We start from the raw sequence: 18,921 nt of genomic DNA on the forward strand, positions 1-18,921 counted from the left end.
GAAGCGAGGACGGGAAAGCGGACGGGATAGACCCGAACGGCCAAACGAGGCAGGGGAACGAGCGGATCGAATGAATCCCCACGCCCCTTCACCAAGCAGCCGCCATCCCTTCCATGGGATTACGGAGTCTGTCGCATCCTGCGAGGGGAGTGTTATCCACAAACGGCGTGGTTTGTCAATCGCGTGTGGCGTTGTGAACGCGCTCACGAGGGCTCACACCTGTCCCACACCATTCGGGAAGGCCGGCCCACGTGTCGAAAGGCGGGTTGTTCGAACGCAATCGGGTAGGAGGGGGCCTCGCAGCCCCCGTCCTCCCACACCACCGGACGTACTCATCGTATCCGGCGGTTTCTTTCAGGCTTGCAACGTCGCGTGCCGCTGGGCGAGGTTGACCAGACCGAGAGAGTCGAACCACGGTTGGTCCATCGCCTGGTGGGCAGCAGGGCTCCCCGACAGACGCCACCAGCCTTTCCCCGACAGGGCGGTCACCCACGCCGAGACGCGAGGGACTCCCTGCCGCAGCAGGAAGTCGACAAGGGGTTTGGTTCGCTTGCATTGCTTCATCCGCACACATCGCAGTTTGCGACGGGCCCAGCCGTCCAAGTCCTTCAGGTGATGACGACACGCCGCGTGGCGGAAGTACGTCACCCAACCGGTCAGGAACGAGTTGAGCTCGGTGATCATCCGGTCGAGGCCGACGCCTCGATTGCGCCGAGTGATCTCGCGGATGCGGTCCTTGGCCCGTTCCAGGCTCTTTGGGGCGATGCCCAGCCGACCGCCTCTCAGGAGACGGTGGCCGAGGAACTTGCGATCCTCGATGAATGCCACCGCGCTTTTCTCCCGATTGACACGAAGGTGAAGGACTTCCTCCAGGAACCGGGTGACCGACCTCAGCACCCGCTCCCCCCCTGCCTTCGATTGGACGTAGATATTACAATCATCGGCATAGCGACAGAAGCAGTGGCCGCGGCGTTCCAGTTCCTTGTCCAAGTCGTCCAGGAGCAGGTTGGCCAAGAGCGGTGAGAGCGGACCGCCTTGCGGTGTCCCTTCATGACGCTTGGTGCAGACGCCATCTTGGAGCAACCCCGCTTCGAGGAAGCGACGCACGATCCGCAATAGGCGTTTGTCGGCGACGCGTCGGGACAGCCGCGCCATCAGGATGTCATGGTTGACCCGGTCAAAGAACTTTTCCAGGTCCATGTCCACCACGATGACCCGACCCTCAGCCACGTACTTCCGAGCCTGGAACAGGGCATTGTGCGCCCCACGCTTCGGTCGAAAGCCATAGCTGGAGTCCGAGAAGGTCGGGTCCAGCAAGGGTTCCAGCACTTGGAGGATCGCTTGTTGCACGAGGCGGTCGATGACCGTCGGGATGCCCAATTGTCGCACCCCGCCGCCGGGTTTGGGGATTTGCACCCCGCGCACCGGTTGCGGTCGATACGTGCCGTCAAGTAACGACGCGACGAGTTCCTCTTTATGCCCGGCGAGCCAGTCACGGACACCGCCGATGGTCATCCCATCGACACCGGCCGCTCCCTGGTTCGCCTTCACCCGCTTGTAGGCTCGGTTCAGGTTCTCGCGAGCGCAGACCTCTTCCAACAGACGTTCGGTCAAGGCTCGTACTTGGTCGGACGCCGCGGGCATTTGCGACTCCTCGATCGTTCCAGGTGGGGTGCCGCCCGCCCCAGAGTCGTCGTGGCGCAGATCCTCCTCCAGTCCCTCGAAGAGGAGCCGTTGGTAGAGCCTGTTTGTCGGTCGCTCCATGCCCATCGAGTCGTTCCAGACTGGTCCTTGGCAAGAAAGATTCGGCCCTTCGTCGGTGGCTACCGACTACTACGGCCTCGGCTGACTTCTCCCACCTCATCCCGCCCCGTTGCCGGGTCGGTGCTCCGGTTCGCCCGGACGAGGTGGGAGATCTCCCAGGGTAAGTCGTGAGTCCTTCGCTCGGGCCTCGCCGGATTTACCTCCGCGCGTGTCTGGATGACTTTCGGGCGTCCCCGTCCATTGCCGGGTTACCCCACCGCGTCGGCCTTGTATCCGGTTTCTGTTCGTCGAGTCCGAGGTTATGGCATCGGCTTCCTTCAGATCCCACCTCACGGTGGGCACCCTTGCCTAGCCTTGCGGTTCCGGTCATCACGGCCCGCAGAGGACTTGCACCTCCGAGATTCACGACATGCCTGGCGCACAAAAACGGCCCGCACATCCAGAAAGATGTGCGGGCCGCTGGGCGTCTGGGACTCAATCGTTTGAGGCGAGTGGTCTCAGATAAGAGTCGAAGCGAGAGCCAGCTCAGTTACCCGAGGGGGTCGAGAAGAGCAGGCTGCTCTGGGGGGCGTTGGCGGCCGGAGCGGCGGGAGCCGGGGCAGCCGGGGCAACTTCCGGAGCGGGCGGGGCTTCGTCGCTGGCCGGGGCCGGAGCCGGGCTCACGATCGAGGTCGCCTGGGGAGCAGCGTAGGCCTGGCCGCTACCGTAGGTCGGGGCGCTGAAGCTCTGGCCGCTACCGTAAGCCTGGGGGCTAGCATAGCCCTGGGGGCTGGCGTAGCTCTGGCTCGAGGGGAAAACGGTCGAGGTGCAGGTGTCGCAGCTCGGGGTGCCGCAAGGATTGGACTTGTGGCCCCAAACCCGCTTCTTCTTCAGGACCCACTCGTAGCTGTAAACCTTGGGCTTGTGCAGGCCGCTGAACAGGTTCTTCAGGCCACAGCTCTTGGGAGCCGGTGCACAACCAACGTCACAACCGGTGTCGCACTGGGCCGAGGCGACGACGGGGGCGTACTGGGGGCTGGGGGCCACGCCCTGGGGCGAGGCAAGTCCGGTGTCGTGTCCGAACAGACCCGCCTGGCTCACGCTACCAAAACCAAGGGCGAGGGCAAGGCCGAGGCTCAAAGTCAAGGGCTTCAACATGGGAGACAGATCTCCTTGGCATTCGTTTCGATCAAGAGAAGGCGAATCCGGCCGGCCGGTTCACTCTTCGCTTTATTGTTTGGGCTAGTCACGGTATCTCCTGTCCGCGGGCTTTCCCGAGCCCGAGGCCTTTCGGCCCAACCTTCCAGGCGACACCACCCATTTCGGTGCTCCCGAGTCCTCGCCGTGGCTAACCTTGGCGAGCCAACCTTTGTATCGTCATGCCAGGGTTCTCCCTTGAGGTCGCTTCACGTTTTGTAGCAACGAGTTACGACGATCATCCTTGACGGTCGTTCCGATCGGGCAACCCTGGCAATATGCAGAAAAGAACGGGGCAGAGCATTCCGGATAATCGGATTTGTCATGCCGGACTTAGTTTTCCCAATACGGAGGGTCTGCCCGATTCGCACGGTCAAGGCGATCGTTCTTGGACCATCGCCTTCGAAAGAAAAAGGCCCGAGGGGCGTCGAAGTCGTCGACGCCCCTCGGGCAACAGAATCTGAACGGGTTAAGCAAAATAGACTAACTGCTAACGTCTCCGGGCCTCGTCGGGCTGAGTGGCGAGGCTCGCAGGCTGGGTGGCGCGGAGCAGGACGAGTTCGTTGCGGACAAGCCCCTGCTCGGTATAAGCCGGGGTGGCCAGGCCGGCCAGGGCCGGGGCGAACGCGTCGTAGAGCTTCTTGCGGATCAAGACGTAAGGCGAAGTCCGGTCGGGGGAGGTCATCCACGACACGAGGAGCTTCTTCTCGGCCTCTTGCCGCTTGAGCGGGTCGAGCTCGAGCTGTCCGTTGCGGAAATCATTGTCGAGGTCGAACCCCTTGTTATAGCGAGGCTGACTCCCCGGCACCGGGACCAGCGAGCGACCGCTCAGGTAGAACCAGAGGCCCTCGTCCAGCTCCTCGAAGAACATGATCGTCCGCTCGCTGGGCGGCAAGATCCGCTCGAGTGAGGCTGCCAAGGCGCGGTGGCTGCGCGCGGCGTTATGACGGGGGGCGATCTCACCGTAGATCAGCAGGACGCCGATCGCCCAGGCGCCGACCAACGGAACCAAGGCTCCGGCGTCGGCCCCGCGCCGCCAGGCCCAGGCGCTCAGCGCCACGGCAACCATGCCCGCGATCGAGAAGACCGCGATCGGTGCAAAGTAGGGAGGAGCGACCTGCCTCACGATCACGGGGGCGATGGCCGCCGCCACGAACATGCCCACCCAGTGCACCTGGAGGAACCGCCGGGCACCGACCCGCTTCGACTCGAGGTCGCGGGCCGCTCGCGACAGGCGAACCCATTCCACTCCTACCAGAAGAGCCACGCCCGGAAGGCAAGGGAGATAATAGTTCGGCTTGGCGACCGACCAGAGACAGAACATCGCCAGGTTACTGACCGCCCAGGACCAGGGGAACCAAATCTGCGGCCGATACTGTCGCCCTCGAGGCAGGAATGGCAGCAGTAACCCCGTCGTGGCCAGAACGACCCAAGGCGCGGTCATCATCGGCCACTCGACGGCCAGGATCTCGTGGTGCCGGTGGTGCGTGACCCCGGCCGTCCCTGCCTTCTGGCCCATCTCCAAATACCAGACCCGCGCGGCGAGGGGGTCGTTGAGCAAGACAGGCACCGGCCAGCTCAAGGCCAGCACCAGGAATACAAGCACGCCCCGCCAGTCGCTCAGTAGCCGAAGAGCCTCGCGGAACCGGCCCGAGGCCACGACGTAAGGAGCCAACGCCAGGGCGACCAGGATCAGGATGATCGGCCCCTTGGTCAGAAACCCAAGCCCGAGCGCCGCGTAGAGCAGCAGATTCCAGTTCCGCCCTCCCACCGGCGACGCGACGGCCCCAGCCTCAGCCGGTGCCGGCTCAAGGCTCTCGTCCATTCCCGGGGAATTCCCATTCAGACGCCGCCAGGCCGCGTACAGGGCCAAGGTCGTGAAGAAGGCGAGCGGACCATCGTTACCAGCCTGCCGGAGCTCGCTGATGAAAAAGCCGATCGACGTGAGGACCAGGCCCGCCGAAAGACCGACCGCGCGGCCCCCCAGCCGACAGCCCAGGCCATAGACCAAGGCCACCGTCCCGATCGCCGCCAAGGCGCTGGGCAGTCGGACGATCCATTCGTCGCGCCGGCCGGTCAATGTGATCAACGACGCAATCGTCCACCGGGGCAGCGGAGGTTTCTCCAGCCGAGGCCGACCCTGGATCTGCGCGATCCGCCAGTGGTTGTGGTCGACCGTGTCGAGGGCTTCGGCCGAAGCGCGTTGCTCCCGTTTGCCCCAGATGTCCACCGCGCCAAGGCAACCCAGGAATACCAAGCCCGCCAGGACGGCCAGCACGGCCTCCATACCCCAGCGCTGCGCCCACCCCTTTATGGCCAACGTCGGCATCGTCTCCTCCCTGAGAATCGCCTCGCCTCGCAGCTTTGGGCCGACGGTTTCGCACTCCATCGCAGCACCATCTCGGTTGAGACGGCGCGGGAAAATACCCGAGATGGCCCGATCCCACAAGCCGAGGCCTCCTTAGCTACGATTTACCACGAGGCCGGCTCCACCACCGCCAGGCGAAGGCCAAGCCCACCAGCCAGGCCATCAGCATAGCGCTGAAGAGCTCGCGACGACGCACCTCACCATAAGTCGCTGTCGAGGCACAGCCGCTCAGACTGAGCAAGGCCAGACCCAAGGCCGCCATCAGGAAAGGGACGATCCTGGAATCAAAGAAGTAGCTCCGCCACACCTCGGTGATCGCCCAGAAGCTGCCGAAGAGCGATCCGACGAACGCCAAGGCTCCCCCCAAACCCCGCTGGATCAGCCGGCCGCATTGCCCCCTCCGCCGCGCGCGGCGGAAGGCCGCCAACGCCACAAACAACCAGCCATACGCAACCACGCCAACTAAGCCAATCAGCCCAGCCCACGAAAGAAGCCCCCACCACCATGTCTGCCCCCAATGAGACGGGGGAGAAGGCAACGTTTGCCAGCCCTTGGGGAGCAATCCGGCCACGGCTCTCAGAACAAGGATGAAACCGGCCAGGATCAGGAACCCCGACCAGGGACCGATTCCAACCCAGACGGCGCGACGGGACATCCACCCCCGGAACCCGCGACGCTCCTGCTCATCCTGGAGGTCAAGCGTGGCCCCCGCCAGAAAGCCATAGCCCAAGAGCGGTCCCGTCAGAAGCACCCAGGCGAGCCAGTCCCAGTCGCGAGGATCGGGCCCCCCTGCCTGGGAGAACGAGAGATTGCAGGTCTCGTAATAGGCCCGTCCCAAGAAAGCCGGCACCAGCGGGAAGAGAAGCCAGGCGAACGCCGGTCCGAGTCCTCCGACATGCGGTCGGATCATGGTTGACCCTCGCCAGCAAGTGGTGCGAACCTTTCGGAAACGAATCCGAGGAGGTCTCTCCTCTTTGAAATACAAAAGTCAAGGATACCTGGTTTGTCCCCTGCCCACGAGCGAAATGGTATCCGGATCGGCTTGGGCGTCACCCCCTTGAAATCCCCCCAATCTCGGGCCCCCGGGGTTCGGTCATTCGCGTTGACAGTTCCTCGGAAGATCGGGTATACCCTGGCGTCCTCTGGAGGAGGGGGAACTCCGAAGCTTTTCGGAGCCAATGGAGACGACACCCTCTTCACGTAACGAAATCAGATAGAGCCGTCTAAGCGGAATATACGTAGCGAAACAGGGATGTCGCGGCTGCCGCGGGGGGGTAACTGGCTCAAGGATGGGCTAGCCCCCGCACTTAATTTCTCCGGGTCGATTCCTCCCCGGCGCCCACGTCCTCCCTGGTTTACCGCAAACCGAGACCCACCGTAGGTTGCTCGGACTGTCGCTTTATCGAGCGATCTGCGCCGACTGCAACTGATCCGGTATGCCACAAACGAAGGGGCTGGCGCATGCGGCCTGAGACTCAACGCCCGACCGCTCTGCGGCCCACACCTCATCGCCAATACACGGCATCGGAACCGGGGTCCAACCCGGCCCCTGCAACCGAGCAAGCTCGACCCGGGCTCTATCCCGGCGAGCCCGAGGCTTGCCGACGCGACTACCGGCAGTTCCTGCCGATCCTCGCCCATCTCGGACTCTTTCTGGCGGTTTTCAAGGTCTTTCGCGTTGAAGGGCGGGCTTTCCAGCTCCTCATCGCCCTCTCCTTGGTCGCCCTCCCCGTCCATTACCTGCTCCCTTATCGTTGGAAGAAGCCACTCTTCGTCGCCGTCTCGATCGCCGGCCTGGCCCTCGTCTTCGGCCCCTTGGCCGCGACCTACGTGGTCGCCCTGGCGCTACTCCTGATCGGCGTCTGCCGCCTGCCGATCCCCTGGTGGACGAGGGCCACAACGCTCGCGGTCATCGCCGTCGCCATCGCCCGGATCCGACCCGAGAGCCTGGCCGCAACAGTCCCCGAGAGCGTCTGGCCAGTGCTCGCCACCATGTTCATGTTCCGGATCCTGATCTATCTCTATGAGCTGAAGCATGCCAAGGCCCCCGAGTCGGTCGTCGACACGCTCAGCTACTTCTTCCTCTTGCCCAACTACTGCTTCCTCCACTTCCCGGTGGTCGACTACCGGACCTTGCATCGCGGCTATTTCTCCCGGGAGATCCACACCACCCAGCGTGCCGGTCTCCAGATGATCTTCGACGGTACGATCCACCTGCTCCTCTACCGCCTGGTCTACCACGAGTGGCTGATCCCGGCCGAAGAGGTCCAGGGCATGACCAGCCTGGTGCGGTACCTGGTCTGCAACTACCTGCTCTATCTCCGAGTCTCGGGCCAGTTTCACATGGCTTGCGGGATGCTCCACCTGTTCGGGTTCCAGCTTCCTCTGACGCATCATCACTACCTGCTGGCGACCGGGTTCACCGACTACTGGCGTCGGATCAACATTTACTGGAAAGACTTCATGGTCCGCCTGGTATTCAACCCGGTGGTGTTCCGGCTCAAGCGTTGGCCGCAGCCGGCGGCGCTGGCGATCGCGACGGTGGTGGTGTTCGTGACGACCTGGGCCTTGCACGCCTATCAATCGTTCTGGCTCCGTGGTTCGTGGGGCTTCAGTGGGCCGGACGCCCTGTTCTGGGGGATCCTGGGAGCATTGGTCCTGGTCAACGTGCAGTTGGACGCGCGTCGGTCGCGGGCCCGCACTCGGGCGAGCAAGGGGCCGCTGACGGCGCTAGGGCATCTGGTGCGTGGGGCAAAGGTCGCGGCCACGTTCACGACGATTGCGTTGCTCTGGTCGCTCTGGTCGAGTCCGACCCTCGAGTCGTGGGTGGACCTGATGCGTCGCGGGACCGGAATCTGAATCTGAGTCCCTTGGCCGACGGATTGTTCAAGAGGTAAGCGTATCATGGCCCGTTGCTCGTCGCAGACCGTTCTGATCGTCGCGACGGCGGCGATCCTCGCCTGGGGGTTGGCGCCCGGCCGTCTGGCATTGGGGAGGCCGGGGCGGTTTCGCGAGACGCTGCGTAACGACCAGATGAGCCAGGCCGACTATGAGAAGATGGAACGGGGCTATTACGAGCAGATCCTCGACGCAGGCCGAAAGCTTGGCGCTTCGGACGCGGTGGAACCCGAGTCGGCACGCCGAAGCCGGTCTCAGGCCAAGCCGGTGCCGTTCGAGGGAGGCCCCTTGGCGCAGGGGGTTGACGACCTCCGCGAATTCGTGCTGAAGCCCAACCTGTCGGTCGACCACGCCGGGGCGCGTTGGACCACCAACGCCCTGGGGATGCGTGACCGCCACTATGAATCAACCAAGCCGCCAAATACTTTCCGGATCGGCTTCGTGGGTGACTCGATCGGCGCCGGCTGGGGGGTCGGCGACGGTCAGGCATTCGAAGCCGTATTGGAGCGTCAACTCGACAGACGGTCGAAAGAGGCCGGAGGGCCATCGGTGGAAATCCTCAACTTCGCGATTCCCGGCCACGGGCCGGGCCAGCGCTGGGAACACTTCAAGAAAGTGGGTTGGGCCACCGAGCCCGACCTGGTCCTCTTTGAATCCACTCAGGCCGACTCGGGCTGGGACGAACGACGGCTCCGCGGTCTCCTGCCACGGGGGATCGGCTGGGACTCGGCGATGTATCGCGACGTCCTGAAGCGAGCCCAGGCCCGGCCTGGGGGGACGATGGAGATTTACAAGCAAGTGCTTCGGCCCTATCGTGAAGAATTCGCGGCCGGCGTCTTCCGAGCGGCTGCCGCCGATTGCCGCGCCCGAGGTGTGCCGATCATCCTGGTCATGGTCCCGCGTGTGGGCAAAACAGCCGACCAGGCCGAGATCCAGCGCCTGATCGCACTGGCACGCGACGCAGGGTTCACAGCGATCGTCGACCTTTCCGACACGTACAAAGGGATCGAGCCCAAGACCCTGGCGGTTGGCCCGAACGATTACCATCCCAACGCCAGAGGCCATGCCATGCTGGCCCAACGGCTCGACGCAGCCTTGCAGCGGCAGACCAACCTGCTTCGACCCCCGAAGGTAGAGACAGGGGAGAGGGGCGGCCGACAATGACGAGCAACGACTCCATGATGGGTGCCGCACAAACCTGCTTTGTGAAGACCTTCGCCATCCTGCTGCTGGGCCTGGTCCCCCTCCCCGTGGGTTGGGTCCGCGCCCGATCGGCGGTCGACAGCGCCCGATCCAACGAGATGAATCGGACCGACCGCGAAATCAACGCAGGTGGTTATTACGAAGGCCTGATTGGAACCGACGCCCCGCAGGGAGGGCCGAGCGAGTTGACGCTCAGCCTGATCGGCAAGCCGAAAGGCTGGGGACGCCCCCGCGCTTCGGACCTCAAGCGGAGCCTGGACGGAGACGTCCTCATGTTCGAGCTCAGGCCGAACGTGAACCAGATGCTCTACGGTGAGCCCTTCATCACCAACACATTCGGCATGCGCGGCCGATCCCATCAGCATCAAAAACCTCCGGAGACCTTCCGGATCGCCGTGCTCGGCTCGTCCATCGACATGGGCTGGGGGGTCGGCTCCGAAACCATGTACGTCAACGAGCTGGAGAACTGGCTCAATGACCACGCGATGAAGCTGGGCATCAAGCGACGGTTCGAGGTCCTCAACTTCGCCGTCCCGGCCTACAGCCCGATGCAGCGTTTCGAGTCGTTCCGGCGCAAGGCTATCGAATTCGATCCCGACCTGGTGCTCTACTCGGCCACGATGCTCGACATTCGGCTGATCGAGATCCACCTCTGTGACATGTTTCAATGCCGAGTAGACGTCACCTACGACTTCCTCCGCCAAGCGGTGGCCAAGGCCGGCATCACTGAGCGCGACATCCGGCTGAATGCCGACGAGAAGCTGCGCGACAAGAATGCGATCAAGGGGAAGCTGCGTCCGCACTACTGGTCCATCTACGACGCCACCATGGGCGCCTTGGCCGCAGAATGCCGCTCGGCGGGCATCCCGCTGGCGAGCATGATTATTCCCCGGGTCGGCAAGGCCGACGCTCCCAACGCCCGCGACGAAAACGTGGCGGCGCTGCGTGCGGTCCTCACCCCGCACACCACGACACTTTTCGATCTGTCGAACACGTTCGACGACCTCGACCCGGCCGACCTCGAAATCGGCCCGTTGGACGACCATCCCAACGCCTTGGGCCACCACCGCCTGTTCCGGGCGCTGGCCCGAGCCCTGGTCAACGACGACCTCTATGAAACCCTCTTCGAAACGCCTCGACCGACCGACTTCGACGATCACGGACCCGTCGGACAGCCGTTCCGGCCAACCCCTCCAAAGGACGTTGGTGACAACCAACCCTGAATGACTCGGATTCGAGCACAACCATGGATGGAAACCACCTCAGCCAGCTACTCGATGAGGCCGCCACGAGGCGCCCCGATCACCCTGCCGTTGAAGACGAGCTCGGCCGCTCGCTGACCTATGCGGAGCTGGCCCGAGCCGCCGACCGTCTCGCCACTCGCCTGGCGCGCTGGGGCGTCAGCCGAGGCGACCGCGTGGGCCTGTTCCTTCCCAAGGGGCTCGAGGCCGTCGCCGCAATCCACGGGATCCTCCGCGCCGGCGCGGCCTACGTCCCGGTCGATCCCACCGCGCCCGTCGCGCGCGGAGCCGGCATCTTCGCCAGCGGCGGCGTGAAAGCCGTGGTCGTTGCCGCCGAACTGGCCAGCGAACTTCACAGGGCCTGGCCAGGCCCCGGCCCATCCCCGCGCCTGATCGTGGTGGGAGAGGCCGCGAGCCTGGATCCGTGCGACGCCTCCTGGGATGAGATCAACCAGGACGACGCCCCGACGCCACTCCCTCCGCCCCGCGCCGCGGACGACCTCGCCTATATCCTCTACACCTCGGGCTCGACCGGTCAGCCCAAGGGGGTGATGCTCTCGCACACCAACGCATTCACGTTTCTCGACTGGTGCGATCACGACCTCGAGACCACGACCGACGACCGCTTCTCTTCGCACGCCCCGTTCCACTTCGACCTGTCCGTTTTCGACCTCTTCGTCTCGTGCCAGAACGCGGCCACCCTGGTTGTGATCGGCGAGACGCTCAGCAAGGAACCGGCGAGGCTGGGCGCGTTCATTGCCGAGCGCCGGATCAGCGTCTGGTACTCCGCCCCCTCGATCCTGACCCTCTTGGCCAGGCACGGTGGAATCGAAGTTCCCGGCTACCCGGCCCCCCGGCTCGTCCTCTTCGCTGGCGAGGTCTTCCCGATCACCCCCTTGCGACAGCTCAGGGAGTGCTGGCCGAACGCGACCCTCTGGAACCTCTACGGGCCGACCGAGACCAACGTTTGCACCGCCCATCGGATCCCGGCCACCATCCCCGACGACCGCACCGGACCGTTCCCGATCGGCAACGTCTGCCCGCCGCTCCGGGCGCGGGTGGTGGACGAGCAAGGGAACGACGTCGCCCCCGGGTCGATCGGCGAGTTGGTGATCGCCGGCCCTGGCGTGATGCGCGGCTACTTTGGTCAGCCCGAGCTCACCCGGCAGGCCTTCCTCCACGGCGAAGAGGGAACCTCGTGGTATCACACGGGCGACCTCGTGGTTGACGACGGAACCGGCTGCTTCGCATTCCACGGCCGTCGCGACCGGATGGTCAAGAAGCGTGGTTATCGGATCGAGCTGGGAGAGATCGAGTCCGCGCTCTACCGCCATGAGGGCGTCGACCGCGCGGCCGTGATCGCCAAGACCGACGACACAGGGGTCTCGATTGCCGCGTTCGTCGCCATGAAGCCCGCGCAGAAGAAGTCGATCATCGCCATGAAGCGGCACTGCACCACCCATCTGCCCCAGTACATGGTGCCCGACTCGATCACGTTCGTCTCGGCCCTGCCGACGACCTCGACCGACAAGGTCGATTACCAGGGCTTAAAACAACTGGCCACCGCCGATGCTTGAAACCAGGACGGGACGAATGACTCCGGATTCTCTCGAAGGGTAGGCATGACCCATCAGGGAAAAAAGCTTGGGCTAATGTGACGAAAAAGGTCAGAACGAAGTGGGTGGCCCGTGCCCACAAAAAATCAAACAACATAAATTCATCAAGCGTGCCCATTTCAGCACGCCTGGATCAAGGCCGTCTTCCTCCGTCCTCGGAGCCATCGTGACTTTCCGCCACCTCTTGAGCTGGAAGACCTGCTTCTACGAGATGCTGCTCCCGACGCTTCGTCGCCTCGGTCCGGCACGCTGCGATGCGCTCATCGGCGGCCTGGGCCGGCTCTCGGCCGCAGCCTGGCCCCCGCGAGGCAAGGAACTCGCCAAGGCGATCGATCGCGCGGGGACCGCACTCCACGCCGACTGGAATCCCAAGACGGTCCGCCCTGCCCTGGCGGCCAACGCGCTCCGGTTCGCGGCCCGCGACTACCCGCTCGACTCGGCCCCTGACGAGGAAATCCTCGCCCGGTTCGACGTCAAAGGGTTCGAGGGCCTTCAAACAGCGCTCGAGGGCGGCCGAGGAGCCATCGTGGTCGGCTGCCATCTGGGGGGCCACATCGCGGCCTTGCACTGGCTCTACCGCCGTGGGGTTCCCCTCCGGCTCCTGGTCCAGCGGCCCCGCCACGTCTCGCGTGAGCTGGACCGTCGGTTCGACCGCGACGAGCCGCATCCGCAGTCCGACTTCTTCCTGCGCCGTGATTTGTCCCCCGCCCTGGCGGCCGAGCGGTTGCTCCATGCGCGTGCCGCGCTTCGAGACGGCCTGGCCGTGTACCTTTCGGGCGATATCCCCTGGAACGGGCCAAACACAAGGTCCGGCCAGTTGCTCGGGCATTCGCGAACGTTCCTCTCGGTCTGGGCCGACCTGGCCGTCCTAACCCGGGTCCCGGTCTTCCTCCTCTTCTGTACGCATCGCCCGGGCGGTCGCTACGCCCTGACGATCGAGACCCCCTGGACCCTCGCCGCCGGTGAGGAATCGGCGGCCCTGACGCGCTACCTTGCCCGCCTCGAATCCGAGATCAGGGCTCACCCCGCCGACGCCGTCGCCCACCTGCTCTGGCCTTGCTACGGACCAACTTCGGAGAATGCGATCGCCAACTCGACAGCCCGCCCCAGCCGGCGAGTGGCCGCAGTCCCTTAAACAATCACAACGTTTTGAGAAACGCGACCAGGTCGGCGACCTCGTCCGGCGTCAGATCCGTTTCTCGAGGGTGCCGGTGTTGGCGGAAAACCTCTTCGAGCGACTTGGCACGGCCATCGTGAAGCAACGGCTCACGGTGGCTGACGCCGAGCAACGAAGGGGGGTTGAACTTGCGGTTGCCTGCTTCGTCCAAGAGCCCCACGTCATACCGTCCCGTTGTGGTGTAAGCGGGGGGCGTGTGGCACTTCGCGCAACCTTGAGCAAGAAAGAGTTCGCGGCCACGTTCGACGGCGGCCTGGTCCTGTTGGCCGGCCGACGCGGGCGCCCGAAGTGGCGGCAGTGAACTCAGGTAGGCGGTCAACGACGCAAGCTGATCGCCGGTCAGCTCCGCTCCGCGCATCGTTCTCTGGACCGACTTTTGAATCTGGGCTTCGAGCCGATCGATCGACCCGGTCCAGGTCCACGGGCCGGTCGCGCTCACGCCTCGGAGCGAGGGGACCCGCTTCGGTGCGCCATACGACCCATCCCCCAGGGTGTCGCCGAGTTGGCCGTTGCTGTGGCCGTCGGTGTGACAACTGTGGCAACTCATCCAGCCGTCGAGCGAGAGGGTCGCGTCGTGGAACAACCGTTCGCCCCGCTCGACCAGGGTCGGATCCGGCCGAGGTCCAAGGCTGATCGTCTTGGTCGTCTTACCGGAGGTCACCTCAACCACGGAGACCTGATCGCCAATCGCGTCGGCCACGTAGACGACCTTCCCCTCGGGCGGCAAGGCCAGGGCCGAGGGCCTCGGACCAACGCCGTACCTCCGGAACTGGCCCAGCCGGCTCCGCTCCACGGCGACCTCACCGACCCCACCCAGCGCAACCACCACGGCCCCCGAAGAGCCGCAGACAAGGCCGGCCGGGTCGCCGGCCCCGCTGTACGGCTCACCGAGATTCAGAAGGTCACTGTCCCGGAGAAGCTCCTGGTCGGATCCGTTCGCGAGCACGGCGGCAAGGCTCAGGTAGCGGACGTGGCTCGTCACAAACCGGCCCCAGAACACATCCTCGAAGTCGGTCCGGGCCTGGCGGTGGAGCCTCTGGTGCGCGACGATAAGGCTCCGGCCGTCGGACGTCAGGGCGAGTCCTCGAATATTGTGCGCGGGGAGGTTGCGAACCGAATCCAGAGCGGCCCGCACTCTGTCGACCACGGCGAGCTTACCGCCAAACGCGTCGGCCACGACGAGCTTGGAGCCGGCGTTCACCAGGGCCATGTCGCGGGGACTGAAGGGCAAGTCGAGTGTTCGCTCGCCAAAAAACCGAGCCTGACCGGGCAACTCGAAAAAGGTCAACCGTCGCGATTCGAGTGAAGCCACAACACACGCGCCGCCGTCGGGTGTGACCGCAAGACCGACCGGATCGGCCGCAACGCCCTGGCGCGCGACGACTCGGACCGTAGTCCCGCTCACATCCAGCAAAAGCAAGGCGTTGCCATCCCGGTCAACGGCCAGCAGGTTCCCGCCCGGAAGCGTCACAACGTCAGCCAGTCCGCGACCGACCTGCGACTCGGCCACCACCCGCGAGGTCTGCGTCTCGATGATCGAAAGGCTACCGCTCCGCCGATTGGCGACGAACAACCGGCTTCCATCCGGGGAAAGGCAGAGGCCGGCAGGCTGGCGAACCTGGCAGAGGAGCGGTGACTCAGGCTCAACGCCCTGAACCATTCCACCAGCGCTGGCGAGAATCAGCAGAGTCATCAGCCCGGCGACGAACCGTCGGCTGCAACCGTCGAGCCACCATGACGTACGGTCCATCGAAGGCATCATGTTCATCGAATGCGACTCATCGAGTGGGCTTGCGTTCGAATCCAGATGGTACTACGGTTCGGGATGGTCGACCCGAAGGCACAACAATTGTATCACCTGGCACCGGGGATCCGTATCACGAAGACCAAGGCGCGAGCTACAATTGAGGACCTTGCTTTCCTGGATGACCACGGTCCCAGAGAATCTGGTATCGGCTCCAACCAGGGAACCGCATCAGGACCAGACAAGCCATGCATTCACTCTTCCTCCCCCCCTGGGACCGCGGGCGACCCGCCCGCTCTTAAATCATAATAAATAAACTGATTCAAACCAAACATAACCTAATCAAATTGCGGGCGGGTCGCCCAATGGCACTTACTTTCGCCAATCCTGCAACAAGGGGCACCTCTGGCACGATTTTTGCGCCATGAACTCCTATTTTTTGGGAGTACCTCGCATGAACCATGACCAGGAATCACCCGCTGTCGTCGATTTGGGTGAGGCGGTTCGGATGTTCCATCGCTTGGTCCCACCGGATGTCCTGCATGCTCAGAAACCGCCCACGCTCTCGACCGTGTTCACGCCTTGGGTCGTTGTCTGGCTGATGATCTATCAACGGTTGACCTGCAATGCAACGATGGCCGCCGCTGTGGGAGAGTTGGCTCGATTAAGTGCGGATGTGCTCCCGGATAACAAGCGGGCCCGTGAGAAGTCGTTCTCGGCCAACACGGGTGGATTTTCGCGAGCGCGAGATCGGCTGCCCGTGGAGATGGCTCAACGGGCGGCTGACGAGGTTTCTGCAGCCTTAATCGCCAAGTCTCCGCCATCGGTGAAAGGGCGTAATGCGTTTCTTGTGGACGGTTCCACGCTCTCTTTGGCACCCACTGACGCCTTGCGCAAAACGTATCCGCCGGCCCGCAATCAACACGGCGAATCGCACTGGCCGATCCTCCACTTGGTAGCGGCCCACGAGTTATCCAGCGGTGTGACCGTGCGTCCGGAAGTGGGGGCAATGTATGGCCCGGCCGCGATTGGCGAAGTCCCATTGTCGGCCGGTTTGATGCCGCGACTTCCGGTCGGCTCCGTGTTGATCGCCGACCGGAATTTTGGTGTCTTCGCGTTCGCCTGGTTGGCCAACCAGGCGGGCCACGACTTCGTGTTGCGGTTGACTGAGAAGCGATTTCGGTCGATGGTGCGCCAAGGGAAAGCCCAGGGCAAGGACCAGTGGGAACTAACTTGGCAGCCCAACCGCTGGGAACGCAAGTCGAACCCACAATGGCCGGCCGATGCAACGTTGCGGGTGTGGTTGCACGAGGTTCGAATTTCCGAGAAGCTGACGCTGTGGCTTGTGAGTCGGCTCCCTGACGAGGGGTGCGAGCTCGCCGCGATCTATGGCCAGCGGCAAAATATCGAAACCGATCTGCGTGATTTGAAGCGGACGCTTCGCTTGGAAGAGATGCGTGGCCGATCCACGGAGATGGTCGCGAAGGAACTGGCCTCGGCGACAGTGGCCTATAACATGGCGAATCTGATTCGCCGGATGGCTGCGGCTCGGGTCGAGATCGCGCCGCGGCGATTGAGCTTCAACCGGGTATGGTCGTTAGTGAAGGTCTTGCTCTTGGAGTCGCTGGATACCACGGACCCCGCGAAGATCCAAGAGCGGATCGACTTGGTTCTGAGGATGTCTGGCCAGTGTAAGCTCGCGAATCGCCCTGGCCGACACTACCCGCGTGAGGTGATCGCCCGCCGCAGAAAATTCCCACTGCGACCACGCAAACGCGGTCTGAAATCGAGAAAGTAAGTGCCATTGGGCGGGTCGCCCGCGGTCCCAGGAGGGGGAGGAAGATGATACAGCCCCACGTAACGTCCCACCTACCAATAAATCAAAACCGCAAATAAACAAAAAACAAATTCAATTTCACTACAGTTAAATTCGACACATGACCGCGATCCTCGGGCTCTCTGCGTTCTATCACGACTCGGCCGCCGCGCTGGTGGTTGACGGCCGGATCGTGGCCGCCGCGCAGGAGGAGCGGTTCACGCGTAAGAAGCATGATGCTGACTTCCCCACCAACGCAGTCGCCTCTTGCCTGGCCGAAGCAGGCCTGACCCCGGCCGACCTTGACTGGGTGGGGTTCTACGACAAGCCGGTCCTGAAGTTTGAGCGCCTGCTCGAGACCTATCTTGCCTATGCCCCGCGCGGGTTCCGGTCGTTCCGCCTGGCGATGCCCGTCTGGCTCCGCACCAAGCTGTTCCTGCCGAAGGTCATGGCCCGGGAACTTGGCGGCTATCACCGTCGCTTCGTCTTCGCCGAGCACCACGAGTCGCACGCGGCCAGCGCCTTCTTCCCGTCGCCGTTCGAGGAAGCCGCGATCCTGACCGTCGACGGCGTCGGCGAGTGGACAACCGCCAGCTTTGGACACGGCCAGGGCAACCGGATCGCCTTGACGCATCAACTCCGCTTCCCCCACTCGCTCGGCCTGCTCTATTCGGCCCTGACGTATTACACCGGGTTCCGCGTCAATAGCGGCGAGCACAAGGTCATGGGCCTGGCCCCATACGGTCAACCCGTCTACGCCGACCTCTTTTTCAAGCACCTGCTCGACCTGAAGGGCGACGGTTCGCTTCGCATGGACATGTCGTACTTCAACTATGCCCAGGGCCTGACAATGACCTCGGCGAAGTTCCACCGACTCTTCGGCGGACCGCCCCGCCGCCCCGAGTCGCCGGTCACCCAGCGCGAGATGGACCTGGCCGCGTCGCTGCAAGCCGTCACCGAGGAGATTCTCCTCCGCATGGCGCGGCACGTTCATCAGACGACCGGGGCGAAAAAACTCTGCCTGGCCGGCGGCGTGGCCCTGAACTGCGTCGCCAACGGCCGGATCCTCCGCGAAGGGCCGTTCGAGGACCTCTGGATCCAGCCCGCGGCCGGCGACGCGGGAGGCGCCCTCGGCATCGCCCTGTTCATCGAACATCAACTGCTCGGGCACCCCAGGACCCCGCAGGCGACGGACGCGCAACAAGGGTCGTTGCTCGGCCCCGCCTTCTCCGACGACACGATCGAGCGGTTCCTCCAAGAAAAAGGGGCGGACTACACGCGGTACGAGTCGGACGAGGACCTCTGCGAAGCGGTCGCCGAAGCCCTGGCCGGCGGGCAAGTCGTCGGCTGGTTCCAGGGGCGGATGGAGTTCGGCCCCCGGTCCTTGGGCGCACGGAGCTTACTGGGCGACCCCCGCAATCCCGAGATGCAGGCGGTCATGAACCTCAAGGTCAAATTCCGCGAGTCGTTCCGCCCATTCGGCCCCGCCGTGCTCCGTGACCGGGCCGCCGAGTTGTTCGCAATGCAACCCGGGGGAGAAAGTCCTTATATGCTCCTGACTTTCCCGGTTTGCCCCGAGGCCAATCTCCCGGCCGTCACACACGTCGACCGCTCCGCGCGAATCCAGACGGTCGATCCCGAGCGGGCTCCGCTCTTCCACCAGCTTCTCCGCGCCTTCGAGAGGCAAACCGGCTGCCCGGCACTCATCAACACCAGCTTCAACGTCCGCGGCGAGCCGGTCGTCTGCACGCCGGCGGATGCCTATCGCGGCTTCCTGGCCACGCACATCGACTTGCTGGCCATGGGGCGTTGCGTTCTCCGAAAAGCCGGCCAGCGCCCGCTGACCCAGGCCGAAGTGGTCGCTCACCTGGCGCAGTTCCCGCTCGACTGATCGAACAATCAAAAAGAAGACGAGGAA

General features: G+C 64.1%; 12 protein-coding genes. 7 read left to right on the forward strand and 5 right to left on the reverse strand.

Annotated features, from left to right (window positions below; all coding sequences use genetic code 11):
- Positions 1-354: 354 nt before the first annotated feature.
- From ltrA to SINAC_RS36355, 4 genes are all read right to left on the reverse strand, one after another.
- Entirely contained in the window at positions 355-1,770 is a 1,416-nt protein-coding gene (gene ltrA, locus SINAC_RS36340; protein WP_015250526.1) for a group II intron reverse transcriptase/maturase, read from the reverse strand.
- Between the two features lie 519 nt (positions 1,771-2,289).
- A complete protein-coding gene (locus SINAC_RS36345; protein ID WP_015250527.1) occupies positions 2,290-2,901 on the reverse strand; it encodes a hypothetical protein in 612 nt (203 codons plus the stop codon).
- 529 nt (positions 2,902-3,430) lie between these two features.
- Complete coding sequence (locus SINAC_RS36350; protein ID WP_157579482.1) at positions 3,431-5,269, reverse strand: ArnT family glycosyltransferase; 1,839 nt, start codon at positions 5,267-5,269, stop codon at positions 3,431-3,433.
- Between the two features lie 136 nt (positions 5,270-5,405).
- Entirely contained in the window at positions 5,406-6,218 is an 813-nt protein-coding gene (locus tag SINAC_RS36355) for a hypothetical protein (protein WP_015250529.1), read from the reverse strand.
- Between the two features lie 551 nt (positions 6,219-6,769).
- On the opposite strand from SINAC_RS36355, the gene SINAC_RS36360 reads away from it, so the two are divergent.
- From SINAC_RS36360 to SINAC_RS36380, 5 genes are all read left to right on the forward strand, one after another.
- Positions 6,770-8,167, forward strand: a complete 1,398-nt coding sequence (locus SINAC_RS36360) for a hypothetical protein (protein WP_015250530.1) — start codon at positions 6,770-6,772, stop codon at positions 8,165-8,167.
- A 45-nt stretch (positions 8,168-8,212) separates the two neighbouring features.
- A complete protein-coding gene (locus tag SINAC_RS36365; RefSeq protein WP_015250531.1) occupies positions 8,213-9,370 on the forward strand; it encodes an SGNH/GDSL hydrolase family protein in 1,158 nt (385 codons plus the stop codon).
- Positions 9,367-10,632, forward strand: coding sequence for an SGNH/GDSL hydrolase family protein (locus tag SINAC_RS36370; protein WP_015250532.1), 1,266 nt, complete (start codon positions 9,367-9,369; stop codon positions 10,630-10,632). Before SINAC_RS36365 ends, SINAC_RS36370 begins: the two co-directional genes overlap by 4 nt.
- 23 nt (positions 10,633-10,655) lie before the next feature.
- Positions 10,656-12,227 (forward strand): amino acid adenylation domain-containing protein, encoded by a 1,572-nt coding sequence (locus SINAC_RS36375; protein WP_015250533.1) that lies wholly within the window; start codon positions 10,656-10,658, stop codon positions 12,225-12,227.
- A 205-nt stretch (positions 12,228-12,432) separates the two neighbouring features.
- Positions 12,433-13,401, forward strand: a complete 969-nt coding sequence (locus SINAC_RS36380; protein WP_015250534.1) for a lysophospholipid acyltransferase family protein — start codon at positions 12,433-12,435, stop codon at positions 13,399-13,401.
- A gap of 4 nt (positions 13,402-13,405) precedes the next feature.
- On the opposite strand, the gene SINAC_RS36385 is transcribed toward SINAC_RS36380, so the two are convergent.
- Positions 13,406-15,193 (reverse strand): cytochrome c peroxidase, encoded by a 1,788-nt coding sequence (locus SINAC_RS36385; RefSeq protein WP_237722834.1) that lies wholly within the window; start codon positions 15,191-15,193, stop codon positions 13,406-13,408.
- Positions 15,194-15,641: 448 nt separating this feature from the next.
- Here SINAC_RS36385 and SINAC_RS36390 point away from each other — a divergent pair, with 448 nt between their 5' ends.
- Together SINAC_RS36390 and SINAC_RS36395 are read left to right on the forward strand one after the other, a co-directional pair.
- On the forward strand, positions 15,642-16,985 hold the full coding sequence (locus SINAC_RS36390) for an IS4 family transposase (protein WP_015245556.1): 1,344 nt from the start codon (positions 15,642-15,644) through the stop codon (positions 16,983-16,985).
- A gap of 139 nt (positions 16,986-17,124) precedes the next feature.
- Positions 17,125-18,894, forward strand: coding sequence for a carbamoyltransferase family protein (locus SINAC_RS36395; RefSeq protein ID WP_015250536.1), 1,770 nt, complete (start codon positions 17,125-17,127; stop codon positions 18,892-18,894).
- Positions 18,895-18,921 lie beyond the last annotated feature (27 nt).

This window comes from Singulisphaera acidiphila DSM 18658 (assembly GCF_000242455.2).
Classification (GTDB): domain Bacteria; phylum Planctomycetota; class Planctomycetia; order Isosphaerales; family Isosphaeraceae; genus Singulisphaera; species Singulisphaera acidiphila.

Coding starts and splice junctions, on each gene's coding strand:
- ltrA (WP_015250526.1), bottom strand. CDS start 1,770: ATGGGCATGGAGCGACCGACAAACAGGCTCTACCAACGGCTCCTCTTC.
- SINAC_RS36345 (WP_015250527.1), bottom strand. CDS start 2,901: ATGTTGAAGCCCTTGACTTTGAGCCTCGGCCTTGCCCTCGCCCTTGGT.
- SINAC_RS36350 (WP_157579482.1), bottom strand. CDS start 5,269: ATGCCGACGTTGGCCATAAAGGGGTGGGCGCAGCGCTGGGGTATGGAG.
- SINAC_RS36355 (WP_015250529.1), bottom strand. CDS start 6,218: ATGATCCGACCGCATGTCGGAGGACTCGGACCGGCGTTCGCCTGGCTT.
- SINAC_RS36360 (WP_015250530.1), top strand. CDS start 6,770: ATGCGGCCTGAGACTCAACGCCCGACCGCTCTGCGGCCCACACCTCAT.
- SINAC_RS36365 (WP_015250531.1), top strand. CDS start 8,213: ATGGCCCGTTGCTCGTCGCAGACCGTTCTGATCGTCGCGACGGCGGCG.
- SINAC_RS36370 (WP_015250532.1), top strand. CDS start 9,367: ATGACGAGCAACGACTCCATGATGGGTGCCGCACAAACCTGCTTTGTG.
- SINAC_RS36375 (WP_015250533.1), top strand. CDS start 10,656: ATGGATGGAAACCACCTCAGCCAGCTACTCGATGAGGCCGCCACGAGG.
- SINAC_RS36385 (WP_237722834.1), bottom strand. CDS start 15,193: ATGGACCGTACGTCATGGTGGCTCGACGGTTGCAGCCGACGGTTCGTC.
- SINAC_RS36390 (WP_015245556.1), top strand. CDS start 15,642: ATGAACCATGACCAGGAATCACCCGCTGTCGTCGATTTGGGTGAGGCG.
- SINAC_RS36395 (WP_015250536.1), top strand. CDS start 17,125: ATGACCGCGATCCTCGGGCTCTCTGCGTTCTATCACGACTCGGCCGCC.